Source organism: Sporolactobacillus sp. KGMB 08714 (genome assembly GCF_036598985.1).
Taxonomy (GTDB): Bacteria; Bacillota; Bacilli; order Bacillales; family Sporolactobacillaceae; genus Sporolactobacillus.
In genome coordinates this window covers 1-12,798 of the sequence record NZ_JAUUBW010000018.1, presented here as the reverse complement: position 1 = coordinate 12,798, position 12,798 = coordinate 1, and the positions used below count along the sequence as shown (strand labels likewise).

Annotated in this window: 23 protein-coding genes and 1 other RNA gene; 2 read left to right on the top strand and 22 right to left on the bottom strand. The window is 41.8% G+C overall.

What is annotated here, in order from left to right:
* Positions 1-62 precede the first annotated feature (62 nt).
* The 20 genes from Q6A92_RS09500 to Q6A92_RS09410 all read right to left on the bottom strand — a co-directional run bounded on the left by Q6A92_RS09500 (position 63) and on the right by Q6A92_RS09410 (position 9,746).
* Positions 63-731: a hypothetical protein gene (locus tag Q6A92_RS09500; RefSeq protein ID WP_332237911.1), complete on the bottom strand. Its 669-nt coding sequence runs from the start codon at positions 729-731 to the stop codon at positions 63-65.
* A gap of 7 nt (positions 732-738) precedes the next feature.
* The gene (locus Q6A92_RS09495) at positions 739-1,167 is read right to left on the bottom strand and encodes a hypothetical protein (RefSeq protein WP_332237909.1); all 429 of its coding nucleotides are present in this window, start codon (positions 1,165-1,167) and stop codon (positions 739-741) included.
* Positions 1,168-1,169: 2 nt separating this feature from the next.
* The gene (locus Q6A92_RS09490) at positions 1,170-1,307 is read right to left on the bottom strand and encodes a hypothetical protein (protein ID WP_332237907.1); all 138 of its coding nucleotides are present in this window, start codon (positions 1,305-1,307) and stop codon (positions 1,170-1,172) included.
* Positions 1,308-1,367: 60 nt separating this feature from the next.
* The gene (locus Q6A92_RS09485; protein WP_332237906.1) at positions 1,368-1,748 is read right to left on the bottom strand and encodes a hypothetical protein; all 381 of its coding nucleotides are present in this window, start codon (positions 1,746-1,748) and stop codon (positions 1,368-1,370) included.
* A complete protein-coding gene (locus Q6A92_RS09480) occupies positions 1,745-2,527 on the bottom strand; it encodes a hypothetical protein (RefSeq protein ID WP_332237904.1) in 783 nt (260 codons plus the stop codon). Before Q6A92_RS09480 ends, Q6A92_RS09485 begins: the two co-directional genes overlap by 4 nt.
* A 17-nt stretch (positions 2,528-2,544) precedes the next feature.
* On the bottom strand, positions 2,545-2,715 hold the full coding sequence (locus Q6A92_RS09475) for a hypothetical protein (RefSeq protein WP_332237902.1): 171 nt from the start codon (positions 2,713-2,715) through the stop codon (positions 2,545-2,547).
* A gap of 30 nt (positions 2,716-2,745) precedes the next feature.
* Entirely contained in the window at positions 2,746-2,892 is a 147-nt protein-coding gene (locus Q6A92_RS09470; RefSeq protein WP_332237901.1) for a hypothetical protein, read from the bottom strand.
* A 61-nt stretch (positions 2,893-2,953) separates the two neighbouring features.
* Positions 2,954-3,313: a hypothetical protein gene (locus tag Q6A92_RS09465; protein WP_332237899.1), complete on the bottom strand. Its 360-nt coding sequence runs from the start codon at positions 3,311-3,313 to the stop codon at positions 2,954-2,956.
* A 16-nt stretch (positions 3,314-3,329) separates the two neighbouring features.
* Positions 3,330-3,686, bottom strand: coding sequence for an ASCH/PUA domain-containing protein (locus Q6A92_RS09460; protein WP_332237898.1), 357 nt, complete (start codon positions 3,684-3,686; stop codon positions 3,330-3,332).
* Positions 3,671-4,132 (bottom strand): hypothetical protein, encoded by a 462-nt coding sequence (locus tag Q6A92_RS09455; protein WP_332237896.1) that lies wholly within the window; start codon positions 4,130-4,132, stop codon positions 3,671-3,673. The genes Q6A92_RS09460 and Q6A92_RS09455 overlap by 16 nt, the downstream gene beginning before the upstream one ends.
* Positions 4,133-4,187: 55 nt before the next feature.
* Entirely contained in the window at positions 4,188-4,547 is a 360-nt protein-coding gene (locus tag Q6A92_RS09450; protein WP_332237895.1) for a hypothetical protein, read from the bottom strand.
* On the bottom strand, positions 4,483-4,626 hold the full coding sequence (locus tag Q6A92_RS20290) for a DUF6877 family protein (RefSeq protein WP_443029713.1): 144 nt from the start codon (positions 4,624-4,626) through the stop codon (positions 4,483-4,485). The genes Q6A92_RS09450 and Q6A92_RS20290 overlap by 65 nt, the downstream gene beginning before the upstream one ends.
* A gap of 63 nt (positions 4,627-4,689) precedes the next feature.
* Positions 4,690-5,994, bottom strand: a complete 1,305-nt coding sequence (locus Q6A92_RS09445) for a replicative DNA helicase (protein WP_332237893.1) — start codon at positions 5,992-5,994, stop codon at positions 4,690-4,692.
* A complete protein-coding gene (locus tag Q6A92_RS09440) occupies positions 5,969-6,322 on the bottom strand; it encodes a hypothetical protein (protein WP_332237892.1) in 354 nt (117 codons plus the stop codon). The genes Q6A92_RS09445 and Q6A92_RS09440 overlap by 26 nt, the downstream gene beginning before the upstream one ends.
* Positions 6,291-7,271, bottom strand: coding sequence for a phage replisome organizer N-terminal domain-containing protein (locus Q6A92_RS09435; RefSeq protein WP_332237891.1), 981 nt, complete (start codon positions 7,269-7,271; stop codon positions 6,291-6,293). Before Q6A92_RS09435 ends, Q6A92_RS09440 begins: the two co-directional genes overlap by 32 nt.
* Before the next feature lie 39 nt (positions 7,272-7,310).
* The gene (locus tag Q6A92_RS09430; protein WP_332237890.1) at positions 7,311-8,057 is read right to left on the bottom strand and encodes a hypothetical protein; all 747 of its coding nucleotides are present in this window, start codon (positions 8,055-8,057) and stop codon (positions 7,311-7,313) included.
* An 18-nt stretch (positions 8,058-8,075) separates the two neighbouring features.
* Positions 8,076-8,465, bottom strand: coding sequence for a replication terminator protein (locus tag Q6A92_RS09425; protein WP_332237889.1), 390 nt, complete (start codon positions 8,463-8,465; stop codon positions 8,076-8,078).
* Positions 8,466-8,683: 218 nt separating this feature from the next.
* A complete protein-coding gene (locus Q6A92_RS09420) occupies positions 8,684-8,998 on the bottom strand; it encodes a hypothetical protein (protein ID WP_332237888.1) in 315 nt (104 codons plus the stop codon).
* A gap of 105 nt (positions 8,999-9,103) precedes the next feature.
* Positions 9,104-9,403 (bottom strand): DUF771 domain-containing protein, encoded by a 300-nt coding sequence (locus Q6A92_RS09415; protein WP_332237887.1) that lies wholly within the window; start codon positions 9,401-9,403, stop codon positions 9,104-9,106.
* A 70-nt stretch (positions 9,404-9,473) separates the two neighbouring features.
* The gene (locus Q6A92_RS09410) at positions 9,474-9,746 is read right to left on the bottom strand and encodes a helix-turn-helix domain-containing protein (RefSeq protein WP_332237886.1); all 273 of its coding nucleotides are present in this window, start codon (positions 9,744-9,746) and stop codon (positions 9,474-9,476) included.
* Positions 9,747-9,909: 163 nt separating this feature from the next.
* Between Q6A92_RS09410 and Q6A92_RS09405 the strand changes: the two genes are divergently transcribed.
* Positions 9,910-10,566 carry a LexA family protein gene (locus Q6A92_RS09405; RefSeq protein ID WP_332237885.1) on the top strand — a complete coding sequence of 219 codons (657 nt, stop codon included), beginning with the start codon at positions 9,910-9,912 and terminating at the stop codon, positions 10,564-10,566.
* 39 nt (positions 10,567-10,605) lie between these two features.
* Positions 10,606-11,754: a tyrosine-type recombinase/integrase gene (locus Q6A92_RS09400; RefSeq protein WP_332237884.1), complete on the top strand. Its 1,149-nt coding sequence runs from the start codon at positions 10,606-10,608 to the stop codon at positions 11,752-11,754.
* A 116-nt stretch (positions 11,755-11,870) separates the two neighbouring features.
* Here the strand turns inward: Q6A92_RS09400 and ssrA are convergent.
* Both ssrA and Q6A92_RS09390 read right to left on the bottom strand, forming a co-directional pair.
* Positions 11,871-12,228: a transfer-messenger RNA gene (ssrA, locus tag Q6A92_RS09395) on the bottom strand.
* 211 nt (positions 12,229-12,439) lie between these two features.
* Positions 12,440-12,634 (bottom strand): hypothetical protein, encoded by a 195-nt coding sequence (locus Q6A92_RS09390; RefSeq protein WP_332237883.1) that lies wholly within the window; start codon positions 12,632-12,634, stop codon positions 12,440-12,442.
* Positions 12,635-12,798 lie beyond the last annotated feature (164 nt).

Below are 12,798 nucleotides of genomic sequence, written 5' to 3'. Positions count from 1 at the left end.
CAGGAACATAAAATACCTCGTGATCGTTACTCGTAGAAATATTCCCATCCATATTTTCTTGACTATTGGAGCTTGTAACCCCTGACCAACGTGCCCCTCGGGATCACAAATTGATATTTTTTAAAACTTCGTGTGACCGGAAAGAGTGAATCCGTATTTTCTCTATGATTTTCAAACCTTGCATAATGGTAGTGCTTTTCAAGACTCTTGTCTTTAAACTGTGCCTCCAATACAACTAACTTTGGACTGACATCAGATTTTTCTTGAAAATAAATGGGACTGTCACTGCTGTCCAACTGTTTTATTTGATAACCTAAGGGTGTGTCCACAATATATTGATAATAGGTTTCATCATCTTGTTCAAAATTCGTAACAAAGCCACTCTCAATTCCTACCGTTGTATGTTCAGCCTGATAGTCTTTTAACGCGATTAAAGATCTTATTTGAATCGCTCGATAGGTAAAAGGCTGTTTGGCAACGAAGTCATTAATTTTTTTTGTATAGTGATTGTTAATGGCAAGTCCTCCTAACCAACCGCTTACGGGAAGGAGAAGAACGATGAGACAGATAAAAAACGAAAGGCCAGCGGAATTCCCCATTTTTTTCTTTTCATCAAGAAAAATGAGTAGAACAATGAGTAAAACAGCGACAATCCCCAAGATCCAAAGTGTCACCCAAAGTGTCAGATGAGCCTGACGTTGTGCTTCTTGCAAAGCATTAATAGCTCCCATGTCTGAACTACCTCCATTCATCCTCTTCATCATCACGAACAATTGTCGAAATTAGATAGACGATGCCCGTGCCGACGAGGATGATGATACTGACAAGAAGACAAGAAATCATTGCCAATCCCAATACGGGATGTACTGAATCAATAAAATTGGAAAATCTAAAAGCTTCTCCATAAGCGAGTACCATAAAGCCGAAGATAAAGCTGATTCCAAGCCACAAAGTTAACCATTTTTCAAAGCGCTTGATGACATTCCCTTTCGATTTTGCTTGTTTTTCCTGCGTTGTCATTTGCTCCCCATCCCTTCTCCATTTATCTTCTGATACGTCTTTTGTCCTTATGACAAGCATTTCGCGTTCTTTTCTTCCTCCGATGACTGGACAGGCAATAACGGCAAGCCCTAAGAATAAAAGGAATAGAGTTCCGATAACAAGCATGATTATTTGCCTGCTCTCAATGTCTTTATTAAATTCCATGGAAAATCGTTTTTTACCGAAGAAAGAGCTTCTTCACGGATGACCGCACGTTGCCACTCAATTGATCCAATCCTTAACTGATCAGAACTTTTTTTTCTCATGAGTTACCCCTCCCGAATTTATTTAAAACTAGTTATCTTCACTATCCCCAATCTGCTCCTTCATACCTTTAACGATAGTCGGCGTTTGGCCATAGGTTTTAACATATTGATCATCAAACCGTGCATAGTCTTTGGGTTTAGATAGAGATAATAAGCCTCTTTTTTCGTCACGATATGATTGCCATTATCGATTGATAAATACGCATTGACGTCATTGAGCACGATACTCTGTATTTGACCGTTCTCAAAATAAATGAAAAGGGTCCGTTCATAGTCATCTTCAAGTTTCAACTTTGAGATTTGCCCGTTTATGGCGTGATCCGGAACGTTACCTCGGGAATTTCCATTTACTAGATCTAGATCTAAACTTAATAAGAAAATTAAAACTAAAACTATAATGATAACAATTAAAAATGGGACAATAGGGATTTTTTTAATCACGATAGTGCCTCCTCAAATAAAGGAACGCCTCTTTTGAACTTGTAGCCCATGCGCTCCATCTTGTCACGGACACCTCGTGCGCTCTTACCAATCCGTGAAGCAATTTCTTCTAAACATTGTCCGTTTTCCGCCATCGAGGTCATAGTAGAGAGTTCTTCTGCTGAATAGAATCGATTGTTTGCTCTTACGGGACGGGCTTTGATCCCTAAAAAATAGATTCTCCGTTTAATGGCCTCCTCCGATCGACGCAAACGGAACGCAATTTCCGGATAAGTAAACCGCTGTAAAATGAGGAGATTCTGGAGCTTTCGGTCCTCTTCACGTGTCCAAGCATCTGTGAGACTCCTTTTTATCCGCCAATCTCGAATACTATCAGCTTGACGCCTCGTTTTGACCCAGGTCGGTTCGGGGCCGAGAAGATAGGGTTCAACTTTAGAAAAATCAATCAGAGATTTATGGAACTCCGCCCATTTCCAAAATTTGGACATATCTACAGTTTTGACTTCATGCGCGACAAACACCCTTGTTTCTATAGGAAGACTAAACCGATTGATCCACTTCATGACAACTGAATAGGACACGCAAAGGGCACGGCTAAGTTGATTAATAGTCAAGACATCGGCGATAAACCTTGGATCCCTCAGCCCTTCACGATTTGCCCGATTTCTTACAGCCGAAACCGAACGATTGAGGCGATTCGCGATCGAATGTAGGCTTAATGTTCCCCATGCATCTCTTAGAAAGTGGATATCCTCTGCCGTCCATGTACGTTTCATCATTGACTTCACCGCCCTCATCAGGATTCGTTCCAATACTTCTTGCGTGCTTTTTCCAATTCATGTTCAAAGCCATGTACGCCTTTTTGAATGCGTCGGGATTGTCCACGAAATCGGGAAGAAAACTCTTGGTCCGTCATCCGTTTATTGCCGTTATGAATTGATACAAGCAGGCGGGTCACTTCGTTCATAGAGATCACTCCTCTTCAAGAAATGACGGCTTAAAGCCGTCCAAAGAACTGCAAATAAAGGTAGCCGAGCACGCAGATGACGATACCGATGAGTGGAATGAGCCGTTTTGGACTGGTCCAGCCGCTGGTTTTCTTAAATTTTTTTGCGTTGTTTTTGTCATATTTTCCGTAGTTCATGTTCTTTCGCTCCTTTAGGTGATGAATCGATCAATCATGGTTTTTCAGAGAAATTGTTGCTTTACAAATCTAGCCATGCTTTCAAATCAGGATGATCCTCTGCCGCAAAATGCAAGGCCATAAGAGCCCCCAAGTTAGTAAAAATGCCAGTAGAGCCCTTTCCGCAGTTAATCAATACGAACCTTTGGAATCGTTCTTTGCCCGTCAAAGGATTCACAATAGGTGAGTGGCTATAAACGGCTTTCACCCAATCCTCCATTTGATCGTGAGAAAAAAAGCCTTTGGGTTGTTCAAGGAAGCATTCAAAAATCAAACGGGAACGTACAGTAGATCTAATTTGACTGATCCCGTTAAGCCGTGCAAGGAGTAGATCAGACACTGGCTTTTTTAGGACATAAGGCTTCAGCTCGGAAAATATCAATGAAACAACCTCCCTTTCATTTCAAGAGAGAAAAAACCACATAACCCTCTTTTTGTTCAAAGTCTGTAATATATCCAATTTGTCGGGACACATGTCGGCCGGTGTACCCGGAATCCGGAACATATTCTTTGAGAATCACAGAATCGCCCGCTTGAAAATTGCGATCATTAAAACGAATTTCAAAAGGTTTAGCTCCGCTGATTACCGGTTCAAAATATTCCGGTTCAATTTTTAAACTGTGCGTCCGATGACCCGTACCAAACCGACGAATGGTCTTCGATCTTTTCTTAGCAGGATGAGGAGCTTTCATTTGCACAAATAAATGCGTGTTCACTGGATGTTTGACTCGACGCAATACTAAATCATCTCCCATAGCGTTTCTTCTTTATTTGGTTTGTTCATCATCGGCTGCTTCCGTTTTCTATGGATCCACGTAACAAATGACTGAGCCTCCCGCCATGCTTCGTTGAATGGGATATTTTCTGCCACCATTACAGTTCCCTGACTGCGCTTTTTCCCCCCAAAAAACTTCTCACGCCAGACATCGGCAGACTCTTCAGTAACCCCTTTGCGCTCGATAAAGAGAAAGGATCCTTCGCCATACTGATACACATAGAAGGTGCCATGACCAAAAACGAGAAATCCCAATCGACGAGCTGCAGCATTTTCCATAAAGCGATCTCTAATTCGCTTTCGATTCTCCTTAAAGGCTTGCCGGAGCTCTGGCGGCAGTGCTTGGGTTGTCCAGAGCCGGTATCCCTTGTTCTGTTTCGTTAACCGGATGTTCCGGAGATAAATCTCATCGAAAAGATGGGCCATGGCTATCCTCCTTGGTTTTTAGACTTTGAAATACACAGCGCTTAGAGAATGGTCACTAAGCCAGGAACTCTTTTCTGTGATAGAGACAACCGTCTATAACCAGCACCTGTCGGGAAAGAAGTTTATTGAATGATCTCCGAATGATACTTTCAGATAAATGAGGCTGACCATCGCGCAATGTCATCAAATATTTCCTATAAGCCGTCGCCGAGTCGATCTCCGTGAGCGTGGCGAGATTAGGCTTGGAGAGCGCATAACTTATATAACGATCTCTTGCCGCTTCCAGCGTATCTGCAGCAATGAGTGCATAATACGGTTGTTGAAATTCGAAGTACTTCATTGCGGGCATCTTATTGGCACTTCCTTTCATAAATGGATTGAGCATAGCCGAGTTGCTGACCCATGTAAGGCGCATCGGGACTGCCTCCTGCAAGTAACCAATGTCCCACCCGTTTGCGAATATCTGTCTGAACATGGGCTGGCAATTTAGGCATTAACGCTTGAAGTTGGCCTAAATCACTCATGCTTTCTGACTTTTTCATCATGCGATCTCTCCTTCACTGGGATGAATTGAGTGAAGCGTGCCGACGGTCGATATTTAAAAATTTTGCGTATTCTCGAACAAAGACCGCTTCAACCGTTCCCACTGGACCATTACGCTGTTTGGCAAGGATTAATTCGACAATGTTTTTATTCTGGGATTGCCGGTCATAATAGTCATCCCTGTAGAGGAACAGTATGGCATCTGCATCTTGTTCAATGGATCCTGACTCGCGCAGATCGCTCATCATTGGATGCTTATCCATCCGGGTTTCTACGTTTCGTGAGAGCTGGCAAACAAGGACAATCGGTAAATGGAACTTTCTCGCCATCTGTTTCAATTCTCGGGTCAGCGTTGAGACGGCCTGTACCCGGTTTTCATAATGTCCAGTCATCTCAATCAATCCTAGGTAGTCAATGATCGCCAAATGCTTATAATCAGGCATTTCCCGGATGGAATGGACCAATTTTGCACGAATACTGGAAAGCGTCTGCATCGACTCATCATGGAAAGCAAGCGGAACCTTGAGCAGCCGATCGATCCCATAAAGTAAATTCTGTGCTTCCTGACTGGTCATAAATCGTTTAGGATTCCGCCATTTACCGGCGTCGACGTTGCAAATAGCGGAAAGCAAACGCTTGTACAAGGCTTTCTGTGGCATTTCCAAAGTGAAAAAATCCACACATACCTTTTCCTGACTCGCCGAATGCGCTAAATGAAGCGTAAAAGCTGTTTTTCCCATAGACGGCCGACCGGCCACAACAATCAAATCCTCAGCTTGCAGTCCGCCAGTCATCTGATCGAGATCTGTAATTCCGGTTGAGATTCCAGTTAACTCACCTTGATCCTCGAACAGTGACTCGGCAATTTCCTCTAACGTCTCTCTTGGACTGCTTTCTTCTTGATCCGTTTTGATGGCAAGTTCGTCCAATTGTCGGGCAAGAAGCTCCATCCCTTCCTCGGAAGGCTGTTGCACAAATCGCTCAGCTTTCCTTCTCGACTCGCGTAACCGCCACGCACGATCCACCGTGCGCTGATAGAAATCAAAATTTGTGGTTGTCGCAACGGAATTAGACAACTCCAAGAGATAAGACGTTCCGCCGACATTTCCTAATTGATCCCCTAATTCTGTAGAGACGGTGACAGGATCGATTGCGACTCCTTGTTCTGAAAGCGATAAATAAGCTGAAAATAGGATTTGATGGGCCTTTTTTTTAAATTTATCCGAGGTAAGCCAGCAACCATCCATCAAGCTGCCATCACATAAAATGGCACCGAGAACAGCTTGTTCTGCTTCAAGTCCGACCTGCAGGTGTTCCATCCAGATCACCTCCAAGCTTTTCAAATAACTGTCTTAGCTGTTCCTCCCGGATGGGATTCTTCGTCGCTGCTGCCTCCCACTGGCCCATTTTTTGAACTTCATCGGCATAGGAATCACGCTCGACAAAGGCAAGAAGATCCGACGGCAGTGGAGCTTGATGCCGAGTCTTTGGATCGCAAATATATTCATGAAAGCGATTCATCGTCGCCTGAAAATCTGCATTCTTCGCGACCGCTGCCCAAGTCTGGGGATATTGCTCATTGATATTGAGATAAGGGTACAATTGGACGATCTTCTCACAGAGGATCGCCACCTCCTCCGCTCTCATGTTTCAACCACTCCTTAATGCAGGCATTTTTATCTTTCCGTACTCCAGACTGTTTCTTTTTTTTAAACTGCATTTGGGCAAGCAGTTTATCGAAATTCTTCCGCAGGCTAGCCGGTGATTGGATGACCGTCCTCCAAAAATCATCTCCTGCAACCCACTGAATCACAGTTAAGATCTCATCAGCACTGCGCTTTTCCCGCCGTCCTTCCACCATCAGCCGAATTTCATTGGCCCATCGCTCTAGGTTTGGCTCCCTAAAATTGGGAATCACAAGCTTAATGTTTTTAAGCAATTGCTGAGCCAAGGCCATTTGTTTTTCGGAATAGGCGATCTTCGTATTTCTTTGACGAGAGATCTTTTGATCTTTTTCTAGTTCTTTTTCTAGATCTATATCTGCAGCGTGACTTAACGTAACGCCTAACGGTATTCCTGCGTCATTCGTAACGTTACGCCTAACGTTACCTTTGTTAAGAACGCCGTTACCTGAATGCTCATCGTTTGAAGAGGCTGCTGTTTTTTCTGGTGTTAGTACCTCTTCTTCCTTACCTGAAGGCAACGCCTTTAATCGTTGGCGTTTACGAAACCTTTGTTGACGCAACCGGTTCTGTTCTTTCGCCATTTCCAACCGGTCGACGTTTTGATATTTGTCCCAGTTTGTAATCTGAATGGCCTCGTTATCATCGAGGTTGATCATGCCGAACTTTTCCAGAGTGATCAGCGCCATTTTAACCGTCTCTATCGGCCGGTCAAAAAGAGTAGCCAGTTGATCACTTTTTAGAGGAATGGTATCCGTCAACATAATGTAGCCGTTGGCATTCGATTTCCCCGCATAGGTAAGCAATTTGATCCAAATGATCAGGACCGTATCGCCTGCAGGCATCTTTTCAATCAATCGAATTTTCTGATTGTCGAACATTGAGATCTGCAGCTTAATCCACGTGATCGCCATTCTGCTCATCCCTCCCGTCAAGGCACATCACGGGCCCGATTAAGCGATGATGACCACTCTTCCGGCCTGGATATATTCATCCAGGCCCTCATTCAAATATTTTTTTATGTTGGCCATGGCTTCCCTGCGCCAAGCACCTCCGTCAGCCTCGAAAAGGCCACTAAGCGGCCCATTTTGTAGCCGGAAAATAAAAGGTGAAGAGGGCTGCTCCACTTCTGTGAATGTACGAAAGGGTTTGAGGATTACTGGATTGGGCACTTTTTCCAACTCAACGTTGACAACGCTTCTTTTGACTTCAATTTTTTGGGAGACACCATCATCCGCAGAATTCTTGACATCCTTCTCTTCGATGTTTCCAACAAACGAAAGGAGAGCCGACCGATCATTTTGTTCTTCTTGTCGATCTGATGAGGGTAAAAAGCAACTTTGAAGTTTGATAATGAAAGATTCCACATCATAAAAATGATTAAATGCGAACTCAGGTAAATAGGCTTGGGCCCGGAGATAAAAATCACGTTCAGCGTCCGAATTCAAATAACCCCGAACTTCGACACAGGTAGGGTCGACGATATGAATCAGAAGTCGGCCAATTTCTGAATTCAATGTGCCGTCGAAATCACTTTTAACATAAGTCACTATGGCAGATAGATTTTGCACTTGTACCGGCTTGGCTATGGCCTGCTTAACTAAATGTAACAGTTTATCAGAATAATTCTGACCATTAACCTCTTCCAAATGTGCTTCTCCAAGACTAACCAGGTACTCTAAGGCTTCTTTTTCTAACATGGTAAGATCCCAACCTTTCTAATTTTTTTGCCTTTTCAAATCGATCACTTTTTCACCACTATCTGTGAGCTGGTTTCCCTCTTCATCCATGTAGGTTTGTCCGGGAATACCTGAAAAAATTTCTTTTACCAATCCTTTTCCCTGAGCATCGACACCGACTCTAAAAGTTGTTCCGACAGCTTTGTCTGGGACTAGCTTCGTTTTGACATTGATGCCGACGTTCGCCATGTCGCGTTCTTCATTCGGAATCAATACCACTTCCACAATGACCGAGCGCTTCTTGGTCGCTTCAGCATTCGGATTGGCAATGTTAAGCAAGACATCCTGCAAGGCATGATTAAAGCGTTCGGTCAGTCCACCCTTAGCCAGTGCTTCCAGATCGATTTTTCTCCAACTTGAATCGTCCACAAACTACACCTCCTTCCTGACTGGCTATCTTATTCAACGGCAGATGCCCACGGCTGCCGGACAGGAAGTATTCTCCTGTTTCGAATTTGATAGAACGAACGAAATAAAGTTAACTTTTTCCCACTCTCCTAAAAATCTATTTGATCGATTGAAAGCAGATCTGATAAAATAAAGGAGTGATGTACAGAACTTCAGCTTTGGCTGAAGTTTTATTTGATTCACCGGCCTTGAAATCTCGTCCGTATGGCTTCCAACGCCAATTTTCGATTTTTGATATCTAAGTAATCCAGATCAGACAAGTTAAATGGGTTGCTTTCGTTATATAAATGCAGGGCAAGAGCAAGCATAATTTTCTCGCCATGGCTCCATTGAGCGGATAGATCTTTTAGACCATCAATCTCTACGAGCCTTGCATTCAGATCAAAATAATCTGTATTAAAAACAGATGATAATTTCGGATGTTCGGCAAACAAAAGCAACATTGGTGCCCAATTACGATCCCTAAGTAAGTCTTCAGGTATATGTCTTTCCAATACCAATGCCCTCCCTCGGTTAATAAAGCTATGATTACTCAGACTTCAGCTTCCAAAATGTTTCAACTTCATAGCTGGCAAATCATATTTGATCACTACTGCTTGTTACCCAACTTTTTCAAAGAAATCTGGAAAATGCTTGCTTAAAAAGTCATACATTGGTTGTGCTAGAAAGCACCATTTATCACCACTATTTGATGGGAAGTGTGTAAATTTCTCTAATTCTTGTTTAAACTTCGGTTGATAAAGAATGTTGTCTTTGATCCAATTGGTGCTTTTTCCTGTGGAAATTCTTACATCATCCAAGTGCCACCAAACTTTTTGGTTTTCGATCTCCTCCTGTAGAAGTCTCTTAATCTCATGCTTTACGACATCATCGCTTACAATAATTTGAACTCCTTCCAAGTTACTCACCTCAATTGATTTAACATTTTTAACATAAAAATCTCTCCATTTTGTGATATAATGGGCCTAGTCAAATAGCCTCTTTTTCCTTTTCAGTCTTCAAAATAACGCTTAAAGCGTCATCTGAGCCAAAAAAAATATAATCTCGTGGTATTGAGTATAGTTCGCAAATTTTATCAATAGTAGTAATGTCAAGATTTCCTGAATCCTTCTCCCAACGCCTTAAAGTGTCAGCCGTCACTCCAAGTTTTAAAGCAGCTTCACTCTGAGTTAAATCTGCCCTTATCCTCAGACTTCTCAATGTAAATTTTAGATACATTGGTATTTGCTTCCCTACAATCATGGATGCCACTCCCTTCATTTCAAAATAATTATATACCGCTTAAAGCGTTTTTACAATAGGTATTTCGTTTTAAGCGTAATTTTATTTGCTTTTTTCGTTATAAATAACGCTTTTTGTGGTAAAATTAATATTATGAAAATCAATTTAAAGGAGTGAATTATTAATGGATGGTCAACAAGCAATTGACATTTTTTCAAAAAATTTATCCTATCTTTTACAATTAAGAGATGAATCAGTAAAAGATCTTTCGAACATTTTGGGCATTGCTTATTCAACTGTTTCCGACTGGAAAAATGGACGAAAAATGCCAAGAGCTGCTGCATTACAAGCCATCGCTGACCATTTTTCTGTCAATATATCGGATTTACTCATGGAAGATAACAAAGAAAAATCAAAAATAATGACTATCCCTCTTTTTGGAGATGTCGCTGCAGGTGCTTTGTTTAGTATCGATGGAAAACAAAAACCAGATTCGTATATTGACATTCCTGTTGAATTTATTAGTAAGTACGCTTACAACGGAAAGTTATTTGCGATGAAAGTCAATGGCGATAGTATGAATAAGATAATCCCAGATAAATCGTTCGTGATAGCTAAACCAGAAGAACTCTCTGAGTATAAAGATGGTGATATTGTCATCTTTAGCCATGGAAATGGATACTCAATTAAAAGGTTCCTTCCCCATGCATTAGAAGGTGGCATATTATTTAAGGCTGAAACCACCAATCCAATAATTAAAGATATTTTTGTTTCTAAAGACACGATAGAAGATTTGAAAATTTGGGCAAAAATCATTTGGTACTCTGTTTTATTAGATTAACTCTTTTCATAAAATAATTTTAGAGATTGAGGTGATCATATGGCGAGTATTTCAAAACGAAATGGAATGTGGCAATACCGAGTTTCTTATAAAGATGGAGGAAAATATCGAAATAAAACTAAAGGAGGTTTTAGCACCAAAAGAGAAGCACAAATCGCAGCCGCCGTGATCGAAAATCTTGTTGGACGGGGGGCAAAACTTAAAGCAGGTGATCAAATTTTTACAGATTATTTTCAATGGTGGTATGAAACATACCGAAAAGGAAAGAAATCCCCTGAGAATGATCGCGACGTTGAACGTGCGATTAAATTTGCCAAAAAAATGTTCAATGGGATGGCAATAAAAGATATTGATAAAGGAACTTATCAAAACGCATTAAATATATACGCAAAAAATCATTCAACTTCGTCCGTTCGCAAACATCACATTTACATGCGAGCCTGCTTCCGAGAAGCTATAGAAGAAGATATAATATTTAAAGATCCTACATTCAATGCTGTTACAATCGGAAAGGTCAAAGAAAAGAAAGAAAGTTTAAAATACATTAATTACTCTGATGAATTGCGTCTTGTTGCGGAAATTGTTAAGGATCTACGTCCGCGGTATATTTCGCGGTATATCATATTGTTTGGTCTTGCGACCGGATGTCGTTTCAGTGAAATATTAGGTATGACATGGGATTGTATAAATTTTAAAAAACATACAGCTAGGGTTAATAAAACATGGGATTATCAAGATACCAATGATTTTGGAGATACAAAAAATGATGCATCAATGCGTGTAATCAGCATTGATGGCAAAACATGCGAAATACTCGAACAATTAAAGGCAGCACAAACAAACAAAGCTGTCGAAACAGGATTGCGAAATATTCACAACTTATGCTTTGTAAATGATAAGATGGAGCTAGTTTCTAATAACGCTGTCAACAAATGTCTTAAAAGTCTTTGTGCAAAATTGGGGATACAAGAAATAACTTGCCACTCTCTTAGACACACTCACGCCTCAATGCTTTTATATAAAGGAATCAACATAAAATATATTTCGCGTCGGCTTGGACATAAAAGTATCATCACAACGCTAGATACTTATTCTCATATTATTGATGAATTACAACAAGTTGGTAATGAACAAACAATGGCGGCACTCAACAGCCTCTATTTTTCGCGCAAAATTGGCGCAAAATGATTTGATTTTCTTTGATTCTTTTTGATTTTCTTCAAAAAGAAAACCGCCAAAAAATCCTATGAAATCAGCATTTTTCAGTGGTTTTCATTTTTTAAAGATTCTCTCTGATACTCCAAAAATGGAGACGGTGGGAGTTGAACCCACGTCCAGAAGCATCGTAATTAAAGTTTCTACGAGCGTAGTCGATGTATTAGCAGTTCATCCCGGCGTCGGCCCGTCGACAGGCTTCCGCGGGACTATCCCGATTGATCTCTTCCCTGGCCCTCAGGATGCGGGCTTCCGGCGTATCCCACTAAAGTGAGTCCCTTACCCTACCACATGGGCGATGGAGGGAGGAACCGCTAAAGCTGATTAGGCAGCTAAAGCGAGGTTTTCGTTCTTTTTGCCAGTTATGGCTTTGGCGTTTTTACGAGGCCGACCCCCTCGGCTCGCCGCTTAAACCCGACCTACCCCTGTCGAATCCGAAACGTCCCCGAGTTAAACAATATTCCCTGCTGACAATTTTATACCAGTCAGCGCATGTATTATAGCAGATAATATTTTAAAATGCAACTTATAATTTTTGACGTCCATAGAACGATTTCTTAATTTCGTGTCGGGCCGTTTGTTTTTTTCAATGGTTTCGCGCTTATCGCAGCTTCTCTTATCCCGACCCAGTCCGACAGGCATTTTTGCGACTCTGTTTTTACATATACATTAAGCGGAATAAAGGCATAGCCTGCTTATCTGCAGCGGCGCCAAATTTATAGATTTCTTTCTGATCCATGAGAAGCTTGCGTATTCTGAGCGGATCATAGTCATAGCGGTTGGCCCTGCCCGCCGGCGGCCGCTTATCGGTCCGGACGATGGTTTCGGTCTTCTCAGCCGGTTTTTCGGTCAACTCGGGCTCGCTTTCGGTCGGCGCAAGCAGTTTTTCGGTCGGGAGCTATCCTTTTTCGGTCGCCGGCGGCCGCTTATCGGTCCGGACGAGAGTGTATGATAGTTTGTGTAAATGGAGAATCAGCTTATAAGCTGATTCTTTGAGACCATAAAAAAGGAAGGATA

Coding starts and splice junctions, on each gene's coding strand:
- Q6A92_RS09490 (WP_332237907.1), bottom strand. CDS start 1,307: ATGAGAAAAAAAAGTTCTGATCAGTTAAGGATTGGATCAATTGAGTGG.
- Q6A92_RS09480 (WP_332237904.1), bottom strand. CDS start 2,527: ATGATGAAACGTACATGGACGGCAGAGGATATCCACTTTCTAAGAGAT.
- Q6A92_RS09440 (WP_332237892.1), bottom strand. CDS start 6,322: ATGAGAGCGGAGGAGGTGGCGATCCTCTGTGAGAAGATCGTCCAATTG.
- Q6A92_RS09500 (WP_332237911.1), bottom strand. CDS start 731: ATGGGAGCTATTAATGCTTTGCAAGAAGCACAACGTCAGGCTCATCTG.
- Q6A92_RS09430 (WP_332237890.1), bottom strand. CDS start 8,057: ATGTTAGAAAAAGAAGCCTTAGAGTACCTGGTTAGTCTTGGAGAAGCA.
- Q6A92_RS09455 (WP_332237896.1), bottom strand. CDS start 4,132: ATGGCCCATCTTTTCGATGAGATTTATCTCCGGAACATCCGGTTAACG.
- Q6A92_RS09475 (WP_332237902.1), bottom strand. CDS start 2,715: ATGAACGAAGTGACCCGCCTGCTTGTATCAATTCATAACGGCAATAAA.
- Q6A92_RS09435 (WP_332237891.1), bottom strand. CDS start 7,271: ATGGCGATCACGTGGATTAAGCTGCAGATCTCAATGTTCGACAATCAG.
- Q6A92_RS09470 (WP_332237901.1), bottom strand. CDS start 2,892: ATGAACTACGGAAAATATGACAAAAACAACGCAAAAAAATTTAAGAAA.
- Q6A92_RS20290 (WP_443029713.1), bottom strand. CDS start 4,626: ATGCCTAAATTGCCAGCCCATGTTCAGACAGATATTCGCAAACGGGTG.
- Q6A92_RS09450 (WP_332237895.1), bottom strand. CDS start 4,547: ATGCGCCTTACATGGGTCAGCAACTCGGCTATGCTCAATCCATTTATG.
- Q6A92_RS09495 (WP_332237909.1), bottom strand. CDS start 1,167: ATGCTTGTTATCGGAACTCTATTCCTTTTATTCTTAGGGCTTGCCGTT.
- Q6A92_RS09410 (WP_332237886.1), bottom strand. CDS start 9,746: ATGATTGTAGGGAAGCAAATACCAATGTATCTAAAATTTACATTGAGA.
- Q6A92_RS09460 (WP_332237898.1), bottom strand. CDS start 3,686: ATGGGAGATGATTTAGTATTGCGTCGAGTCAAACATCCAGTGAACACG.
- Q6A92_RS09400 (WP_332237884.1), top strand. CDS start 10,606: ATGGCGAGTATTTCAAAACGAAATGGAATGTGGCAATACCGAGTTTCT.
- Q6A92_RS09405 (WP_332237885.1), top strand. CDS start 9,910: ATGGATGGTCAACAAGCAATTGACATTTTTTCAAAAAATTTATCCTAT.
- Q6A92_RS09445 (WP_332237893.1), bottom strand. CDS start 5,994: ATGGAACACCTGCAGGTCGGACTTGAAGCAGAACAAGCTGTTCTCGGT.